Below are 17,714 nucleotides of genomic sequence, written 5' to 3'. Positions count from 1 at the left end.
CCGCCACCCGGGGTGGACGCACCTGTGCGCTCGCCTCCCGCTCGATCCCCAGCGCGTCGAACTCGCTGGTGTGCGCCGGGTAGGGGGTTCCGCTCGCGTTCACCTGGTCCTGCAGCGGTTCGGCCGCCAGGTTGATCACGAACTCACCGGTGTGCTCCACGTTGTGCAGTGAGTCCTTGCGGCCCACCGAGGTGAACTGCACGATCGGCGGCTCCACACAGGAGACGGTGAAGAAGGAGTGCGGGGCCAGGTTGTCCACGCCGTCCGGGGACGTGGTGGAGACCCACGCGATCGGGCGTGGGACCACCACCGAGGTGAGCAACTTGTAGAAGTCCCGGCCGGGAAGGTCGTCAGGGGTCCATTCGCTACGCATCGAACCCGATTATTCCGTGTGCCGCGACCGGATGGGGGCATACTCGCCGCATGCGATTGGTCTCCGCCGAGGACGTCCGTGCCGCCGCCACCAGGATCCACGGACACGTGGTGCGCACGCCCCTCACCGCCGGGCCGAGTACCGGACGGCCCTTCCTGCTCAAACCCGAGAGCCTGCAGCCCACCGGTGCGTTCAAGCTACGCGGGGCCACCAACGCCGTGGCGCGGCTCAACGACACCCAGCGCGAACGCGGGGTCGTCACGCACTCCTCCGGCAACCACGGTCTGGCCCTGGCCCACGCCGCCGCCCGCCAAGGGGTGGCCTGCACGGTGGTGGTGCCCGAGGGCGCGCCGCGGGTCAAGGTGGATCGTATCGGGGCGATGGGCGCACGCGTGGTGACCGTGCCCCCGGCCGAACGACTCTCCGCCACCGAGGACCTGGTCGAACGCGAACTCCTGGCGTTCGTGCCGCCCTTCGACGACGCGCGTGTGATCGCCGGTCAGGGCACCGTCGGCCTGGAGGTGCTGGAGGAGTCCCCGGAGGTCACCACCGTGGTCGTCCCGGTGGGAGGGGGAGGGTTGGCGTCGGGGGTGGCCACCGTGGCCCGGGCCGTGAGTCCGCGTCGGGTGCGGGTGGTGGGGGTGGAACCCGAACTGGCCGCCGACGCCGCCCAGAGCCTGCGTGAGGGACACATGGTCACCTGGGAACCCGAACTCACCCACCGCACCATGGCCGACGGAGTGCGCGTGTGCCTGTCGGAGTCGACCTTCGCGCACCTGTCGGCGCGCCTGGACGAGATCGTCACCGTCACCGAGGAGGAGATCGCCCACGCGGTGGGCGCGCTCGCGCACGGTTCCCGGTTGGTGGCCGAGCCCAGTGGAGCGTTGGCCGCGGCGGCGCTGTTGTCGGGCAGGATCGACACCGTCCCGGGGCGGCCGGAGGCGACGGTGGCGGTGGTCTCCGGCGGCAACATCGACCCGGCACTGTTCACCAGCCTGGTCGGCGCCGGTCGAGATTCCGTCCCGGGCTGAAATCCGGATGCGAGGGTGTCGGCCGCGGCGGACACCTGGCCTGTGCCCGGCACCTGTGGGAGTCCGGGCCCCGCCGGATGTTGCGCGAGGCCTCGGCCGTCCACGACGCCGAGTGGGATCGAGGTCGGGTCTGTGCCTTCCAACAGACCATGGGGCCGGCCTGGTGCTACGAGCGTTCTCACCCCGCAGTGGGCGGGATGGGACGCCGGACGCCGCGCGGGATCCTCGACGGCCGGAACGCGCCCGCACGCCCCCGGCCCTTCCGGGTCAGGCCGCGCGCCAGCGGAAACGTTCGTCCTCGGCGGTGGTCGTGCACTGCATCAGCGTCCCCTTGTTCGTGTGGCCGTACTGCCAGTGCTGCGAACAGAACGCCCCGGGGTGCACGCCCGGTACCGGGGCGGGCTCCGGTGCCGGCTCGGGTTCCGGTTCCGGTTCGGGCTCGGGTTCCGGCTGCGGCGCGGGTTCGGGTTCCGGTTCGGGTTCGGGTTCCGGTTCCGGCGTCGGGCCGGGATCACCCATCTCCGCCGGGCAGTCCTGACCGTTGGAGACCACGAACAGCTCCACCCGGAGGTCGTCGTCGAACGGAGCCCGTGCCTGTTCGGGGTGCTGTCCGCACACCTGGTGGTCGTCGGTGTCCTCGGGATCGTCGACATCGCCGAACGCGCTCTGCGCCACCACGGCCAGACCCGCCTCCTCCACCCAGGCGCGAGCCTCCTCGACGTCGTCCCCGGCGAAGTCCGGCAGTTCGGGCCAGTCCTCGGTGGGTTCGTCATCGCCGCAGTCCACGCCGTCGGGGGCCAGCGCCAGGTCGACGGTCTCCTCGACCACCTCCTGCTCGCACACGATCAGCGCAGAACGGGTCCACTCCGCGTCGTCACCGCTCGCGGCGAGCAGCAGTGCGCCGAGTTCCAGTTCGGAATCGTCGAGCAGTTCCTCGGCCTCCGGCAGGTACAGCCCCACCAGTTCGGGTTCGGTCTCCTCCTCGAATGAGGGCGACTCGGCCACCTCCACGGTGGCGGGTTCCTCCTGCGGGGGCAACAGCGCGCCGAGCACGGCCAGGCCGATCAAGCCGAGGGCGCCCAGACCGGAGCAACCGGCGCAGCCCAGCCCGATCGCGGCCAGAGGGTGCGGCTTCTTGGTGCCGGTGGAGGGTGGGGGCAGGGATGGGGACGCGGACATGTCGGCTCCGTCTTGGGGGAGTGGGACGGCGGAGCGAGCGCCGATCACCGCATCACGGGGTGTGGCGGTGGCTCGACATTAGCGAAACAACCCTCACGAGATGGGCGGAATCATCAGATTCGTCGCCAACCGATCGGGCGCCGCCCCGACCGTCTTCGGGCTCAGTCCGTCTCCCGCTCGGGATCCTTGGCCTCGGGACCGCTGATCTCGGCTTCGGGAGGCTCTCCGACGATGAGACCGAAGAACACGTGATCCACCAGCAGGGCCAGGCGTTCCCGTGGCCGAGTCCTTCGCGCGTGGGCGAGGTCGAGCGAGGGCGCCACGGCCAGTTCGAACAGACCCCAGGCCAGAACCCCGTAGATCGGGCCGGTCATCCGGCGCCCGCGTAGACGCCCCGGCAGGAGACCGAACGCCGCGCCCGCGGCCGCCCCGTAGCTCCAGTGCGCGAGTTCGATGGCCGCGGTGCGCCGATGCTCGGGCACCTGGCGCAGCAACGTCGGGACCCCCTCGCGCAGGATGGCCTCGGGCGGGGTGTGTTCGATCATCCCGACACCCACCGCGACCTGTCGCATTCCGCTCATGGCCATCGCGGCGACCGCGCCCCTGAGCGCCCCCTTCAACCAGGGCCGACGTTCCACTCGATTCGTTCGCCCGCTCATCGTTCTTCCCTTCCGGCGCCCACGACCCGATCGGGTCGACCACCGTCCGCACTCGTCGCTCACCCCGCCAGGGCTCCGACGCCGAGGCTCCGCCTTCGGCGGCAGAGCACGGGGAGCGGCTCTGGGAGGTGTTGGTGACCGGGGGCGCGGGCGCGCGGCTCCGCGTCCCCGGTCGGTCCCTCAGCGCCCGTCCTCACCGATGGTCTCGCGGAGTCCGCGCAGGGAGGCGGCCAGCAGGCGCGACACGTGCATCTGGGAACACCCCACCTCCTCGGCGATCTGCGACTGGGTCCACTCGTCGAAGAACCGACGACGGATGATGAGCCGCTCCCGCCAGGGGAGTTCGCGCAGGGCCGGGCGGACGGTCGCACGGTCCACGACCAGGTCCAGGGCGGGGTCCTCCACACCGAGGTGGTGCTCGAGAGTGGTGGGAGCGCCTTCCTCACGTGGCTCGGGTGCGTTGAGCGAGACGGTGTTGTAGGCCTCCGACACCAGGCGGGCCTCCTCCACCTGCTTTTCGGTGATGCCCATCTCCCGGGCGATCTCGGCGACGGTGGGCGCGCGGTTGAGGCGTTGCTCCAGTTCGGCGCGGACCTTGATCATCTCCGAGCGGCGTGTCTGGGGATCTCGGGGGGTGTGCACCGCCCAGGTGTGGTCCCGGAAGTGCCGTTTGATCTCCCCGGCCACGGTGGGCGTGAGGTAGCGGATGAACTCCTTGCCGCGATCGGGGGAGTAGCCGCGGATCGCCTTGGCCAACCCGAGGTGGGCGGTCTGGCGCAGGTCCTCCAGTCTCTCGCCGCGTCCCCGGTACCGATTGGCGATGCGGTGCAGTACCGGCAGGTAGTGCTGTGTGATGCGCTCACGCAGCCGGCCGGCCAGTGGGTCGCCCTCGTCCAGGCTCTTCAGTGCCTCCAGCAGTTCCTCCGCGGAGGCGTTCTGAGGGGGTTCGCGGCGGGTGACGGGTGACGTGGTGGTTCTGGTCGATCCGATGTTCGCTACGGGAACGGGCATGGTGTCTCCTGATCCTTCACGTGTCCGGTGTGGTCGTCATTCGAGTGGTTCGTGCGACCCGGACGGGGTGGGGGGATCGGTGGACTCCCCGAACGGCGCGAAAAGCGCATCTCCTTGGTGCTGCCCAAGGTGAGGGGGTGGGAAAACGGGCATGTGGGGTCTTGGGTAGAAACTGTCCTGTGTTGGGCGATATGAGGCGTATTCGAGGAGAATTCCGGGTTCGGCTCCGGCATGGCCCCCTCACATCCGACACGGATGTTTGTCGGCGTCCCTCTTCGGTCAGGGCGCACAACGACGGGCTCGACGCCGTATCACCTGACGGGAGGGTTCGACCATGAGCGATGCCGAACGGGACGCCAAGGACCGACAGCTGGATGCGAATCGGACCGACTCCGAGGCCCCATTGACCACCGACACCGGGGTCCGGGTCGAGGACACCGACAACGCGCTGAGCGTGGGGGAGCGCGGACCGACCCTGCTGGAGGACTTTCACGCCCGGGAGAAGATCACCCACTTCGACCACGAGCGCATCCCCGAACGGGTGGTCCACGCCAGGGGAGCGGGCGCCTATGGTCACTTCAGGCCCTACGAGGACCTGTCCGACCTGACCGCGGCGCACTTCCTCAGCGGGCCGGAGGTGACCACCCCGGTCTTCGTCAGGTTCTCGACCGTGGCCGGATCGCGGGGATCGGCGGACACGGTGCGCGACGTGCGCGGATTCGCGGTCAAGTTCTACACCGAGCAGGGCAACTACGACCTGGTCGGCAACAACATGCCGGTCTTCTTCATCCAGGACGGCATCAAGTTCCCCGACTTCGTGCACGCGGTCAAGCCCGAACCGCACAACGAGATCCCGCAGGCCCAGTCGGCCCACGACACCCTGTGGGACTTCGTGGGTCTGCAACCGGAGACCACCCACATGATGATGTGGCTGATGTCGGACCGAGCGGTCCCGCGCAGCTACCGCACCATGCAGGGGTTCGGAGTGCACACCTTCCGGTTCGTCGACGCGCGGGGCCGGGGCACGTTCGTCAAGTTCCACTGGAAACCGCTGCTGGGAACGCACTCGCTGGTGTGGGACGAGGCCCAGCGCGTCCAGGGCAAGGACCCCGACTACAACCGACGCGACCTGTGGGAGTCCATCGAGCGCGGCCAGTACCCCGAATGGGAGCTGGGGGTGCAGCTGGTCCCCGAGGAGAACGAGCACGACTTCGACTTCGACCTGCTGGACGCCACGAAGATCATCCCCGAGGAGAAGGTCCCGGTCCGGCCCATCGGCAGGCTGGTCCTGGACCGCAACCCGGACAACTTCTTCGCAGAGACCGAGCAGATCGCCTTCCACACCGCCAACGTCGTTCCGGGGATCGACTTCACCAACGACCCGCTGCTCCAGGCCCGCAACTTCTCCTACCTGGACACCCAGTTGCTGCGTCTTGGCGGGTCCAACTTCCAACAGATCCCCGTCAACCGGCCGGTGTCCGAGGTGAGCAACAACCAGCGTGACGGGTTCGCCCAGCACAGGGTGCACCGTGGTGGGACCTCCTACCACAAGAACTCCCTGGGCGGGGGATGCCCGGCCCTGGCCGACGAGGGCGTGTACCGGCACTACACGGAGAAGGTCGAAGGCGCCAAGATCCGCAAGCGCGCGGAGAGCTTCAATGACCACTACTCCCAGGCCAGGTTGTTCTACAACAGCCTCGCCGACTGGGAGCGGGACCACCTGCTGGCGGCCTTCCGATTCGAACTGGGCAAGTGCGAGGAGCTCTCGGTACGCCAGAAGGTGGTGGCCAACCTGGTCGAGGTCGACCACGCCCTGGCCGTGGCCGTCGCCGAGGGCGTGGGCGTGGAGCCGCCCGAAGACCCCGGCGTTTCGGGTCACACCCGGTCCTCACCCGCGCTCAGCCAGGCCAACACGACCTTCGGTGATGTGACCGGACGCCAGGTCGCCGTGCTCGTCGACCACGGAGTCGACGGGGAATCGGCCGAGGCGCTGCGCGACGCCCTCGTGGCCAAGGGCGCCGTCGTGGAGATGCTGGCCCCGTTGGACGGGTCCGTACGCACCCGCGAGGGGGGTGACCTGCCGGTGGACCGTTCCTACACGACGGTGTCGTCGGTGCTCTACGACGCGGTGGCGGTGCCCGGAGGCGCCGAATCGGTCGCCTCGCTCGCCGGCGACGGTGAGGCCCGGCACTTCGTCCTGGAGGCCTACAAGCACCACAAGCCGATCGCGGCGGTGGGCCAGGGGACCTCCCTGCTCGCGGGGACGGGTGTGCCCGAGTCCCTGGCGCACCCACCGATGGAGACCGAGTCCACCGACGGGGTGGTGCGCTCGCCCGGCACGGACGCGGACCTGACCGAGGAGTTCGCACGGCTCATCGGCCTGCACCGCCACTGGGAGCGGACCACCGACGCCGTCTCCGCCTGACCCATCGCCCGGACGAGGCGGAGACGGTTCGCGGTCGTGGTCGGAGGAACCCCTTCCGACCACGACCGCGACGTGTGTTCGTCCAGATGTGCGTCAGGTGTCCGACGGCCCCGAATCGGGGCTGAGCGGGTCGTGGCCCACACGCATCATCCTCCTGCGCCAGGCGTCGTCCTGGGGTCGTGGTTCGGCCAGTTCCTCCTGTACGAACCGCGAGACCCGTTCCATCAGCTCGATGTCGTCGTCGGTCACGTCCCCCCTGCGCTTGTCCAGGAGTTGGACGATGCGTTCACCCTCGACGGAGACATCACCGTCGGCGGGGAACGCCTCCTCCCCCGAAGCGTCGGTGAGCAGCCAACGCCGCAGCTCCTCGCCGGTCATGTTGACCGAGGCGTGGAATGCCTCCCAGAGTCGGTCGACCTCCGGATCACTCGTCGCCATCGTGACGACCCCCTCTCTCCCGAGTCGTGGACGTGGCTACCCGGAGCGTGGCCGACTCATACGTGCGACCGGACAACGATGAGCTCGGGCAAGAACGGGAGGTACATGACGTTTCGCCCGGAAGGGGGTCGGTTAGGGCCGATGAGGAGAACGACGATCGTGAAGGGACAAGACCATGGCGGACGGCATCGCCGAGATCATGAACACGGGCGTGCGCACCGTCACGCCGGACACCACCCTGCGCGAAACCGCGGAGATCATGCGCGACGAGGACGTGGGCGACCTCGTGGTGACCTCCTCGGGACACCTGCGCGGCATGCTCACCGACCGCGACATCGTGGTGCGGTGTGTGGCCGAAGGGGACGCCCCCGCGATGGTCCGCGTCGGTGAGGTGTGCAGTACCGAGGTCGTGACCGTACCCCGCCAGAGCAGCGTCAAGGACGCCGTCCACACGATGCGCACGGCGACCGTGCGCCGTCCGCCCGTCGTCGATGACGACGAGGTGATCGGGGTCGTCACCATGGGCGACCTCGCCCAGGTGGTGGACGAGCGGTCCGCGCAGGCCGACGTGAGCGCGGCCGCGCCCAACCGCTGAGGGTCGGTGTCCGGACAAGGGAGGGGGACCTCCGTCCGGTCCGGGGGCCGAACGGGGCGCTTCCTCCAAGAGAGGCCACGCGATCAGGAGGAGAGCATGCGAGCAGTGCTGTGGAACGGCACACGCGACGTCAGGACCGGTGACATCCTCGGGCACGAGCCCACGGGCGTGGTCGAGGAGGTCGGCGCGGACGTCACCTCCCTGGTCCCCGGCCAACGCGTGGTGGTCCCCTTCCAGATCTCCTGTGGGCACTGTCCGATGCGCGAGAGCGGATTGCAGACCCAGTGCGATGACACCCGTGTCCAGGCAGGGGATGGGCGCGAGCCTTTACGGTTACAGCTCGCTCTACGGTTCGGTCCCCGGTGCCCAGGCCGAGTACCTGCGGGTTCGGCGGGCACAGGACAACGCGGTCGTGGTGCCCGACGAGGGCCCCGACGATCGTTACCTGTACCTGTCGGACGTGCTGCCCACGGCCTGGCAGGCCGTCCAATACGCCGACGTGCCCCAAGGGGGTTCCGTGGCAGTCCTGGGGCTGGGACCCATCGGTGAGATGGCCTGCCGTGTGGCCCGGCACCTGGGGGCCGAGCACGTGTTCGGTGTGGATCCGGTGCCCGAACGGCGTGCGCGTGCCACCGCTCGGGGTGTGGAGGTGTTCGACTCCTCCCAAGGCACCGACGAGCTCGTCCAGCGGGCGACCTCCTTCCTGCCCAAGGGGGCCGCGTCCAAGCTCATGGAGAACGTCGGGATGGACCGGCTCGGCGCCTCCCTGAGCGGTGTCTATGGCGGCATGGTCGACCCGCTGCCCATGCTCACGCTCTTCGACAAGCAGATCCGATTGCGGATGGGACAGGCCAACGTCCGTCACCGGGTGCCCGAGATCCTCCCGTTGTTGGACGAGGACGACGTCCTGGAGGTGGAGGACTTCGCCACCCATCACGTGTCCTTGGAAGGGGCGTCGGAGGCCTACCGCCGGTTCCAGGCCAAGGAGGACGGGACCTTCAAGGTGGTCTTTCGCGCCTGAATCGGCCGGTGCACGAGGCATGGCGTACGAAACGAGGAGGAGTGGACATGGTGCAGAGCGTCGCCGACCACCTGTTGCGTCGGCTGTCGCAGTGGGGCGTCACCGAGATCTTCGGTTACCCCGGGGACAGCGTCAACGGACTGGTCGCCCAGATGGGCGAGATCGAGGACGGGCCCCGGTTCGTGCAGAGCCGCCACGAGGAGATGTCGGCCTTCGAAGCGGTCGGCTACGCCAAGTTCGGCGGGCGTTTGGGCGTGTGCATGGCCACCGGGGGACCGGGGGCCATTCACCTGCTCAACGGCCTCTACGACGCCAAGCTCGACCACGTGCCGGTGGTGTCCATCATCGGGCAGGCCAGTCGTAGCGCCATGGGCGGCGCCTACCAGCAGGAGATCGACCTGCACAGCCTGTTCAAGGACGTCTCCTCGGCCTTCCTGGAGACGGTCAACGTCCCCCAACAACTTCCCAACGTCCTGGACCGGGCCGTGCGCACAGCCCTGTCCGAGCGGGCGCCGACCACGGTGATCATCCCCGCCGACGTGCAGGAACTCGACTACTCGCCACCCGAGCACGCGTTCAAGCACGTGCCCTCCAGCGCACCCGACCGTGTGCTGGGCGGGGGCACCGTGCTGCCGCCCGAGAGCGAACTGGATCGCGCCGCCGAGGTGATCGACGCCGGTGAACGCGTGGCGATCCTGGTCGGACAGGGCGCCAGGGGAGCGGCCGAGGAGGTGCTGGCCCTGGCCGAGGCCACCGGAGCCGGCATCGCCAAGGCACTGCTGGGCAAGGACGTGCTCCCCGACGATCTACCACAGGTCACCGGGTCCATCGGGCTGCTGGGGACCCGCCCGTCCTGGGAGCTGATGCGCGACTGCGACACCCTGCTCATCGTGGGTTCCAACCTGCCCTACTCCCAGTTCCTGCCGCCCTTCGGTCGAAGGGCCGTGGAGATCGACATCGATCCCAGGTTCATCGGGATGCGCTACCCTACCCAGGTCAACCTCGTGGGCGACGCCGCGAACACGCTGCGCGCGCTCAACGAACGCCTGGACCCGCCCGCCGAACGTGCCGAGGGACGTGGACGCTGGCGCACCACCGTCGAGGACAACGTCCGTCGCTGGTGGTCGGTCCTGGACGCCCAGGCCGAGGTCTCCGCCGATCCGGTCAACCCGATGCTCATCGTCCGCGAACTCTCCTCCCGGCTGCCGCAGGACGCCGTGGTCACGGCCGACTCGGGGTCGGCCACCAACTGGTATGCCCGGTTCCTGCGCATGGGCGAGGACAACCGTGGTTCGCTCTCGGGCACCCTCGCCACCATGGGGTGCGCCGTACCGTACGCGATCGGCGCCAAGTTCGCGCACCCCACACGCCCGGCGATCGCGCTGGTGGGCGATGGGGCGATGCAGATGAACGGGCTCATGGAACTGCTGACCGCGCGCCGCTACCAGCACCTGTGGGACGATCCGCGCCTGGTGGTGTGCGTCCTGCACAACAACGACCTCAACCAGGTCACCTGGGAACTGCGTGCGATGGGCGGGTCACCCAAGACCCCCTACTCGCAGGACCTGCCGGACATGTCGTACGCGGTCTTCGCCGAGTCGGTGGGGCTGGTGGGCATCACCGTGGAGCGGCCCGAGGAGATGGGACCCGCGTGGGACCGGGCCCTGGAGGCCGAGGGTCCCGTGGTGATCGACGTGCACTGTGACGGGGACGTCCCTCCCATCCCGCCCCAGGCCGAACCCGAACAGGTCACCGACACCGTCAAGGCCCTGCTGAACGGGGACCCCGACCGGGCCGGCGTCGCCGCCCGCGGTCTGGCCACCAAGATCCAGGAGTTCCTGCCCCACCGCCGTTGACCGTCGACCGCACCGCGCCCCCGCGCTCCTGGGACAAGGAACGCGGGGGCGCGGTGTCCTAACCGGTCTTGGCCGCTTCCTTCTCGCGCTCCTCCAAGCGGCGTCGCTGCGGGACGACCGTGTACTTGGGGTCGGCGGCCGACTGCACCCCGGCCTCGAAGACGCCCAACCGGGTCAGCGCCGAACCCGCGAGCAACGCGGCCCCGCTGATCGCCGACACCGCACGGCTGCGGCGCCCCAGCGCGGCACCGACCGCCCCGGCCAGGGTGAGGGCCTTGGCGGTACGGGTGAGTTTCCCGGCCCGCCCCTGTTCGTAGGGTTCACCGACCATCCCCATGCGGCGTTCCATGTACGTGGACATCGCGACCTCGACCAGGGCGCCGCCCACCGCGACCCGGCGGGCCGGACCGCTCTGCGCCGTGGGCGCGACGATCAGCCCCATGCCCCCGGCCGCGGAGGCGGCAGAGGAGACGAACACGAACGGCATCTCCCGGTACCCCTCGTGCCAGGCGGGAACGGCCGTGTCACAGATCAGCGGTGCCGTGTAGGTGGCCACGAGCGGACCCGTCAGAGCGGCGCCGGCCGTGGCGGCCCGCCCGATCCGGGGAAACCACCCGGTGGCGGCCGTCACCGCGGCCACCCCGGCCAGCGGTCCGTACCCCATGAGGATCCACGAACCCATGCTCATCGGCGAGGTCGGCTTGAACACCCGCAGCATGTTGAGGAAGCGTTCGGGCCGCCCCAGGTCGTGGATGAGCGCCGCCGTCGAACCGCAGATGGCCACCAGGGCGGTGTACTTCAACGACCGGGCAAGGTCGGGGCGACCGGTGTACTCGGCACCCGCCGCCAGCACGGACGAGGCCCCGGCCAGACCGCCCAGGAAGAGGTAGCCGCCGACGTCGCGGGCCTGCCACACGATCTGGTTGAGCACCGGCCTGCCGTGGTAGGAGCGGAAGTCGGCGTCGGGCACCCGGGTGTCCTCGCCCCGGCCGCGCCGTCCGCGTCCGCCGCGCCGGCGGCGGTCCCCGTGCCGTTCGCGTTGCTCGGCGGAGACCACCTCGGCCGCACCGGTGATCGCCTCGCGGCCGGCCGTGCCCGCGCCCTCGCCGGTCTTGTCGGGGTTGGTCATGACCGCCTCCCCGCGAACGCCGCGGTCGCCCCCGCCAGCAGCACCAGCGCGGCCGCGCCGGCGTGGCGCCACATCGACGGCAGGTCCCGGGTGGTCACCACCGGGTCCGGTGGCAGGCCGTACACCTCGGGTTCGTCCAACAGCAGGAAGAACGCCCCGGTGCCGTCGACCCCGTTGTCCGGGTCCTCCCCGTAGAGCCGGGCCGAGGACACCCCCGCCTCCTGCAGGTCCTCGACCCGCTTCCGTGCCCGCTCGCGCAGCTCGTCCACGTCACCGAACTGGATGGAGTCGGTGGGACAGGCCTTGGCACAGGCCGGCTCCAGCCCTTCGCCGATCCGGTCATAGCACAGGGTGCACTTCCAGGCCCGACCGTCGACCTCGCGGCGGTCGATCACCCCGTAGGGACAGGCGGGCACGCAGTAACCGCATCCGTTGCAGATGTCCTCCTGCACGACCACGGTGTCGAACTCGGTCCGAAAGAGCGCACCGGTGGGGCACACGTCCAGGCATGCGGCGCTCGTGCAGTGCTTGCACACGTCCGAGGACATCAGCCAACGGAAGTCGCCCTCGCCCGTCCCGTCGTGCCCCCCGGTGCGCTGACCGGGCAGGTCGAAGGAGGGCATGCCCAGGTCCACCGGGCCGGGGCCGTCCCCCGCGGGGCGACCCACCCCCGAATCCTGGTGTCCCAGGGGCTCACGTTGTTCGATGAAGGCCACGTGCCGCCAGGTGTCGGCGCTGAGCCGTCCACTGTTGTCGAAGGACGTCGCCAGGAAGTCCAGCCCGTCCTCGGGCACCATGTTCCATTCCTTGCAGGCCACCTCGCACGCCTTGCATCCGATGCACACGCTGGTGTCGGTGAAGAAGCCCTTGCGCGACGGGTTCTCGTCCTGCGCCATCAGTCCTCCGTTCCGGTCCGTTCGGTGATGCGGGCCCTGTTCCTGTACTCCTCGACCAGGGCCACCCGCTCCGGACCCCGGGGCCGCCGACCGGGCCGGATGTGCGCGGTCAGTGCCTTGACCTCCTGGATGTGCACGTTGGGGTCCAGCGCGATGGACATGAGCTCGTTGGCGGCGTCGCCGGTCGAGTACCCGTTGGGACCCCAGTGGTAGGGCAGACCGATCTGGTGCACGATCCGGCCCTGTACCCGCAACGGCTTCATACGGTCGGTGACCAGCACCCGGGCCTCGATGGCGTTGCGGGCGGTGACGATCGTGGCCCACCCGCCGTGCTCCAGCCGCTCCTCGGCCGCGAGCTCCGGGCCGACCTCGCAGAAGAACTCCGGTTGCAGCTCCGCCAGGTAGGGCGTCCACCGGCTCATCCCACCGGCGGTGAAGTGCTCGGTGAGCCGGTAGGTCGTCACCACGTACGGGAACACCGACGCCTCGGGGGTGTCGGCCGCCGGGTGGTAGCGGTTGAGCTCATGCGGGTAGAGCACGCGGGTGGGGTTGCGCTGGTGGCCGTACAGCGGGTTGGTGAACGGGGTGTCCTGCGGTTCGTAGTGCGTGGGCATGGGGCCGTCGTTGAGCCCCGCCGGGGCGTACAGCCACCCCTTGCCGTCGGCCTGCATGATGAACGGGTCGACACCGCTGAGCGCGTCCACCCCCCGGGCCTCCTCCGGGGGCCGGTAGCCGGGCGCCTTGTCGGGTTCGAAGTCGGCGACGTCGTAGCCGCTCCAGCGCCCGGACTCCTCGTCCCACCACACCAGGGCCTTGCGTTCGCTCCAGGGCCGCCCCTCGGGGTCGGCGGAGGCGCGGTTGTACAGCACGCGCCGGTTGTCCGGCCAGGACCAGGCCCACTCGGCGGCGATCCAGTCCTGTTCTCGGCCCGGCCTCTTGCGGGCGGCCTGGTTGACGCCGTCCTTGAAGACGCCGCAGTAGATCCAGCAGCCACAGCTGGTCGAACCGTCCTCGCGCAACTGCGTGTACTTGCTCAGGGGACGGCCCTGGGCGTCGTGGCCGTTGATCTCGCGCAGGACCGCCTCGGCGCTGGGCTCGTCCCCCTCCTCCAACGGGTAGTCCCAGGTCAGGTCGAGCAGCGGGCGGTCCTTGGGGTCCGTGGAGTCGTGGAGTCGTTCCCGGAGCAGGCGACCCAGGTGGTACATGAACCACAGGTCGCTGCGCTGGTCTCCGCTGGGCAGCACCGCACGATCGTGCCACTGCAGGGTGCGGTTGGTGTTGGTGAAGGTGCCGGACTTCTCCGTGTGCGCGGCCGCGGGGAAGAAGAACACCTCCGTGCCGATGTCCTCGGTGCGCATCTCCCCGGACTCGATCTCGGGGCCGTCCTTCCACCAGGTGGCGCTCTCGATCAGCGAGAAGTCGCGCACCACCAGCCAGTCCAGTTCGGCCATCCCGAAGCGCTGGGCCCGGCCGTTGGCCGAACCCACGGCCGGGTTCTCGCCCATGAGGAAGTAGCCCTTGCAGACGCCCTCGATCTGGGCCATGACCGTGTCGTAGGTGCTGTGCGACCCGCTGAGGCGGGGCAGGTACTCGAAGAGGAAGTCGTTCTCGGCGGTGGCGTGTTCACCCCACCAGGCCTTGAGCAGACTGACCGTGTAGGAGTTCATGTTCGCCCAGAAGCCCTTGAGCGGGTACCCGGCGGCCTTGACGTACCCGTTCAGGTCCTGCTCCTCGTGCACGTGCGGCATGGGCAGGTAGCCGGGCAACAGGTCGAACAGGGTCGGCACGTCGCTGGACCCCTGGATGCTGGCGTGACCGCGCAAGGCCTGGATCCCGCCTCCGGGGCGACCGATGTTGCCCAGCAGCAGCTGGAGGATGGAGGCGGTACGGATGTACTGGGACCCCACCGTGTGCTGGGTCCAGCCCACGGCGTAGCAGAACGCGCTGGTGCGGTCGGGCCCGGAGTTGTCCGTGAGGTGATCGCACACCCGCTCGAACACGTCCCGAGGGATGCCGCACACCTCCTCGACCAACTCGGGCGTGTAACGCGAGTAGTGGCGTTTGAGGATCTGGAACACGCAGCGCGGGTCCGTGAGCGTGCGGTCCTCCTTGGCCCGCTCCCGGATCACGGCGCCACCCGAGCCGTGCTGTTCGGGCCGGCCCGAATGCCTCATGCTCGGGTGCGGATCGCCCTGACTGCGGTACAGCTGGCCACGATCTCCCGCGGCCGCGGCCACCTCCGCGCCGTCGTAACTCCAGGAGGTGACGTCGTAGGAACGGTCCTGCCCCGAAAAACCGGAGAACAGCCCGTCCAGGTCCTCGGTGTCGCGGAAGTCCTCGCCGATGATGGTCGCCGCGTTGGTGTACTCCAGCATGTAGTCGTGGAAGTACTTCTCCTCGGTTAGGACGTGGTTGATGATCGCGCCGAGGAACGCGATGTCGGTGCCGGCGCGGATGGGCACGTGCAGGTCGGCCAGGGCGCTGGTGCGACTGAACCGGGGGTCGACGTGGATGACGACCGCGCCGCGCGCCTTGGCCTCCATCACCCACTGGAACCCCACCGGGTGGGCCTCGGCGAAGTTGGATCCCTCGATCACGATGCAGTCGGAGTTCTGCAGGTCCTGTAGGAACATGGTGGCCCCGCCCCGGCCGAAGGAGGTCCCCAGGCCCGCGACGGTCGAGCTGTGGCACACCCGGGCCTGGTTCTCGACCTGGATCACGCCGAGGGCGGTGAAGAGCTTCTTGATGAGGTAGTTCTCCTCATTGTCCAGCGTCGCTCCGCCCAGACTGGCGATACCCAGGGTGCGGGCCACCCGCCGCCCCTCGTACTCCTGCTCCCAGGTCTCCTCGCGGGTGCGCACCACCCGGTCCGCCACCATCCGCATGGCGGTGTCCAGGTCCAGTTCCTCCCAGTCGGTGCCGTAGGGAGGGCGGTACAGGACCTTGTCCCGTCGGGACGAGCCGGTCGTCAGCTGCAGACTCGCCGAACCCTTGGGGCACAGGCGGCCCCGACTGATGGGGGAGTCGGGGTCCCCTTCGATCTGGACGACCTTCTCGTCGCGGACGTAGACGTTCTGTCCACAGCCCACCGCGCAGTAGGGGCAGATCGACTTGACCACCCGATCGGCCTCCGCGGTACGCGGACGCAACCGTTCGCTGCGCTCGGACTTGGCGGCCGACCCCAACCCCATCCGGTCCTCACCGGTGACCTGCCGCAGTACCGGCCACGATCCGAGCCATGTCCACACGCTCATGGAAAACCTCCCGGGCCCGCGGGCCCTCGACGCGTTCCGTGCCCCGGATCGACACCGGGGCACGGTCCTCCACCGTGGGACACGAACACGGGGACGCGCACGGGACAACGCCGAGACTTGACCGAACCACGACCATGTCGGCACCCGCACACGTCCCCCGTGGGCGGTCTCGCCCGACCGCCCACGTCAGGCGAGTTCGGGTTTGCCGAACATCGTGGCGTAACCGGACGGCAGGTGGCTCAGGAGTTGGTTCAGCTCACCGCCGGAGACCGCCTCGGCCACGGTCGTCAGGACGGCCCCCGCGTCCTGTTCCGCGGTCAGGGCGCGCCCACCGACCAGCTCGGCCACCCGCCGGTGGAACTCCTCGACCCCGAAGGTGTCGGGCTCGGGCTGTCCGGCCTCCCGGAAGCCCTCGCGCAGCGGCTCGGGCAGTTGTGCGGCCAACTTCTCCACGGAACCACCGGGAAGGCGTGTGGCGAGGACGGACAGGACCGCCGTGGTCACCTCCTCGGCCTCCCGCTGATCCTCGTACTCCCCGAGCTCACGCACACGGGCCAGGAACTCGTCGTCACGCATGGCATACCTCGCTTCGGGTCGAACTTCGAACGTTCCCGTCGACATCGGCCGCCCTGCCCGGTCGCCGGGTCCGTCAATCACCGGACGTGGTCCGACTCGGTGCGAAACGTTCGATATCGAGATATGACGCGTCCATTCAAAGGGAGGTGTCCCGAAAGAATTCGGAGCCGATGACCCTTCTGTTGTGAATTGTCCCGATCGCTGCCCATGAATTGCCCGACGAGTTCCTCGTGCCCTCCTGGGAAAACGGCATCGGGCCTGCTAGGTTGGCGGATCGAGTGCGGAACCACTCATTGAACCCCCGCCGAGAGCGTGCCTTCCATCGATCCGGTGTTCGAGGTCGAATCGACTTCTCGGCCGTTCCGCCTGTGGTGGTCCGGGTCGGGGGAGAAGGTTTTTCGAACTTTCGCAGATCCCCTTTCCCTCGCCTTTTCAGACGCCACGGGGCGGGCTCCGCTCACACGCAACCTCAGAAGGAACCTCATGACGGTGGAGACGAACACGCGGACTTCCGAGCCCGAAGGGGTGAGGAACAAGGGCTCGCTCGCGGTGGGATGGTTGACCTCGACCGACCACAAGGTCATCGGGTACATGTACCTGATCACCGCCTTCGGCTTCTTCCTCTTCGGTGGAGTGCTGGCGGTCCTGATGCGCATGGAACTGCTCGCGCCGGGACTGCAGGTCCTGACGAACGAGCAGTTCAACCAGATGTTCACCATGCACGGCACGGTCATGCTGTTGTTGTTCGCGACCCCGCTGTTCATCGGGTTCTCGAACGTGATCATGCCGCTGCAGATCGGCGCCCCCGACGTGGCGTTCCCGAGGATGAACCTGTTCAGTTACTACCTGTTCCTGTTCGGTGGCCTCATCACCATCGCCGGCTTCCTGACCCCGGGCGGCGCGGCCAGCTTCGGCTGGTTCGCCTACGCACCGCTGTCGGACGCGGTGCGCTCACCGGGTCTGGGCGGCGACCTGTGGGTCATGGGCCTGCTGGTGTCCGGTCTGGGCACCATCCTCGGTTCGGTCAACTTCATCACCACCGGCGTGTGCATGCGCGCACCCGGTATGACGATGTTCCGCATGCCGATCTTCACCTGGAACACCATGCTCACCGGTGTCCTGGTGCTCATCGCGTTCCCCGTCCTGACCGGTGCCCTGATCGCCCTGGGCGCCGACCGCATGGTCGGCACCCACGTGTTCGACCCGGCGCACGGTGGTGCCATCCTGTGGCAGCACCTGTTCTGGTTCTTCGGTCACCCCGAGGTGTACAT

General features: G+C 69.1%; 14 protein-coding genes and 1 pseudogene. 6 read left to right on the top strand and 9 right to left on the bottom strand.

Features of this window, described 5'->3' with window-relative positions; genetic code table 11:
• Window positions 1-373, bottom strand: a 373-nt coding sequence (locus K8V84_RS03490) for a flavin reductase family protein (RefSeq protein ID WP_304070272.1), incomplete at its 3' end; no start/stop codon positions are given.
• A 50-nt stretch (window positions 374-423) separates the two neighbouring features.
• On the opposite strand from K8V84_RS03490, the gene K8V84_RS03485 reads away from it, so the two are divergent.
• Window positions 424-1,404 carry a threonine/serine dehydratase gene (locus tag K8V84_RS03485; protein WP_304070270.1) on the top strand — a complete coding sequence of 327 codons (981 nt, stop codon included), beginning with the start codon at window positions 424-426 and terminating at the stop codon, window positions 1,402-1,404.
• A gap of 267 nt (window positions 1,405-1,671) precedes the next feature.
• Here the strand turns inward: K8V84_RS03485 and K8V84_RS03480 are convergent, their stop codons facing one another.
• The 3 genes from K8V84_RS03480 to K8V84_RS03470 form a co-directional block, all read right to left on the bottom strand.
• Complete coding sequence (locus K8V84_RS03480; RefSeq protein ID WP_304070268.1) at window positions 1,672-2,583, bottom strand: serine/threonine kinase; 912 nt, start codon at window positions 2,581-2,583, stop codon at window positions 1,672-1,674.
• Between the two features lie 161 nt (window positions 2,584-2,744).
• On the bottom strand, window positions 2,745-3,170 hold the full coding sequence (locus K8V84_RS03475) for a hypothetical protein (RefSeq protein ID WP_304070274.1): 426 nt from the start codon (window positions 3,168-3,170) through the stop codon (window positions 2,745-2,747).
• A gap of 252 nt (window positions 3,171-3,422) precedes the next feature.
• On the bottom strand, window positions 3,423-4,253 hold the full coding sequence (locus tag K8V84_RS03470; RefSeq protein WP_304070266.1) for a SigB/SigF/SigG family RNA polymerase sigma factor: 831 nt from the start codon (window positions 4,251-4,253) through the stop codon (window positions 3,423-3,425).
• A 334-nt stretch (window positions 4,254-4,587) separates the two neighbouring features.
• On the opposite strand from K8V84_RS03470, the gene K8V84_RS03465 reads away from it, so the two are divergent.
• Window positions 4,588-6,678: a catalase gene (locus K8V84_RS03465; protein WP_304070263.1), complete on the top strand. Its 2,091-nt coding sequence runs from the start codon at window positions 4,588-4,590 to the stop codon at window positions 6,676-6,678.
• Window positions 6,679-6,771: 93 nt separating this feature from the next.
• On the opposite strand, the gene K8V84_RS03460 is transcribed toward K8V84_RS03465, so the two are convergent.
• The gene (locus K8V84_RS03460; RefSeq protein WP_304070260.1) at window positions 6,772-7,116 is read right to left on the bottom strand and encodes a DUF3140 domain-containing protein; all 345 of its coding nucleotides are present in this window, start codon (window positions 7,114-7,116) and stop codon (window positions 6,772-6,774) included.
• Between the two features lie 175 nt (window positions 7,117-7,291).
• On the opposite strand from K8V84_RS03460, the gene K8V84_RS03455 reads away from it, so the two are divergent.
• The 3 genes and pseudogenes from K8V84_RS03455 (at window position 7,292) to K8V84_RS03445 (ending at window position 10,588) form a co-directional block, all read left to right on the top strand.
• The gene (locus K8V84_RS03455) at window positions 7,292-7,711 is read left to right on the top strand and encodes a CBS domain-containing protein (RefSeq protein ID WP_304070257.1); all 420 of its coding nucleotides are present in this window, start codon (window positions 7,292-7,294) and stop codon (window positions 7,709-7,711) included.
• A gap of 96 nt (window positions 7,712-7,807) precedes the next feature.
• Window positions 7,808-8,732: pseudogene (locus tag K8V84_RS03450) on the top strand (alcohol dehydrogenase catalytic domain-containing protein).
• A 47-nt stretch (window positions 8,733-8,779) separates the two neighbouring features.
• Window positions 8,780-10,588, top strand: a complete 1,809-nt coding sequence (locus tag K8V84_RS03445) for a thiamine pyrophosphate-requiring protein (protein ID WP_304070255.1) — start codon at window positions 8,780-8,782, stop codon at window positions 10,586-10,588.
• Between the two features lie 58 nt (window positions 10,589-10,646).
• On the opposite strand, the gene nrfD is transcribed toward K8V84_RS03445, so the two are convergent.
• The 4 genes from nrfD to K8V84_RS03425 all read right to left on the bottom strand — a co-directional run bounded on the left by nrfD (window position 10,647) and on the right by K8V84_RS03425 (window position 16,443).
• Entirely contained in the window at window positions 10,647-11,717 is a 1,071-nt protein-coding gene (gene nrfD, locus K8V84_RS03440; protein WP_304070252.1) for an NrfD/PsrC family molybdoenzyme membrane anchor subunit, read from the bottom strand.
• Window positions 11,714-12,613, bottom strand: a complete 900-nt coding sequence (locus tag K8V84_RS03435) for a 4Fe-4S dicluster domain-containing protein (protein WP_304070250.1) — start codon at window positions 12,611-12,613, stop codon at window positions 11,714-11,716. Before K8V84_RS03435 ends, nrfD begins: the two co-directional genes overlap by 4 nt.
• Window positions 12,613-15,867, bottom strand: a complete 3,255-nt coding sequence (gene fdh, locus K8V84_RS03430; protein WP_304070247.1) for a formate dehydrogenase — start codon at window positions 15,865-15,867, stop codon at window positions 12,613-12,615. Before fdh ends, K8V84_RS03435 begins: the two co-directional genes overlap by 1 nt.
• Window positions 15,868-16,053: 186 nt before the next feature.
• Entirely contained in the window at window positions 16,054-16,443 is a 390-nt protein-coding gene (locus K8V84_RS03425) for a DUF2267 domain-containing protein (protein WP_304070246.1), read from the bottom strand.
• Window positions 16,444-16,926: 483 nt separating this feature from the next.
• Here K8V84_RS03425 and K8V84_RS03420 point away from each other — a divergent pair.
• Window positions 16,927-17,714 (top strand): cbb3-type cytochrome c oxidase subunit I (locus K8V84_RS03420; protein ID WP_304070245.1); only part of this gene is annotated, 788 nt, incomplete at its 3' end.

Origin of the sequence: Nocardiopsis listeri (assembly GCF_020741345.1) — a bacterium.
GTDB lineage: Bacteria > Actinomycetota > Actinomycetes > Streptosporangiales > Streptosporangiaceae > Nocardiopsis > Nocardiopsis listeri_A.
Note: the sequence above shows the minus strand (reverse complement) of the source record. Positions and strands in the feature narration are given on the sequence as shown.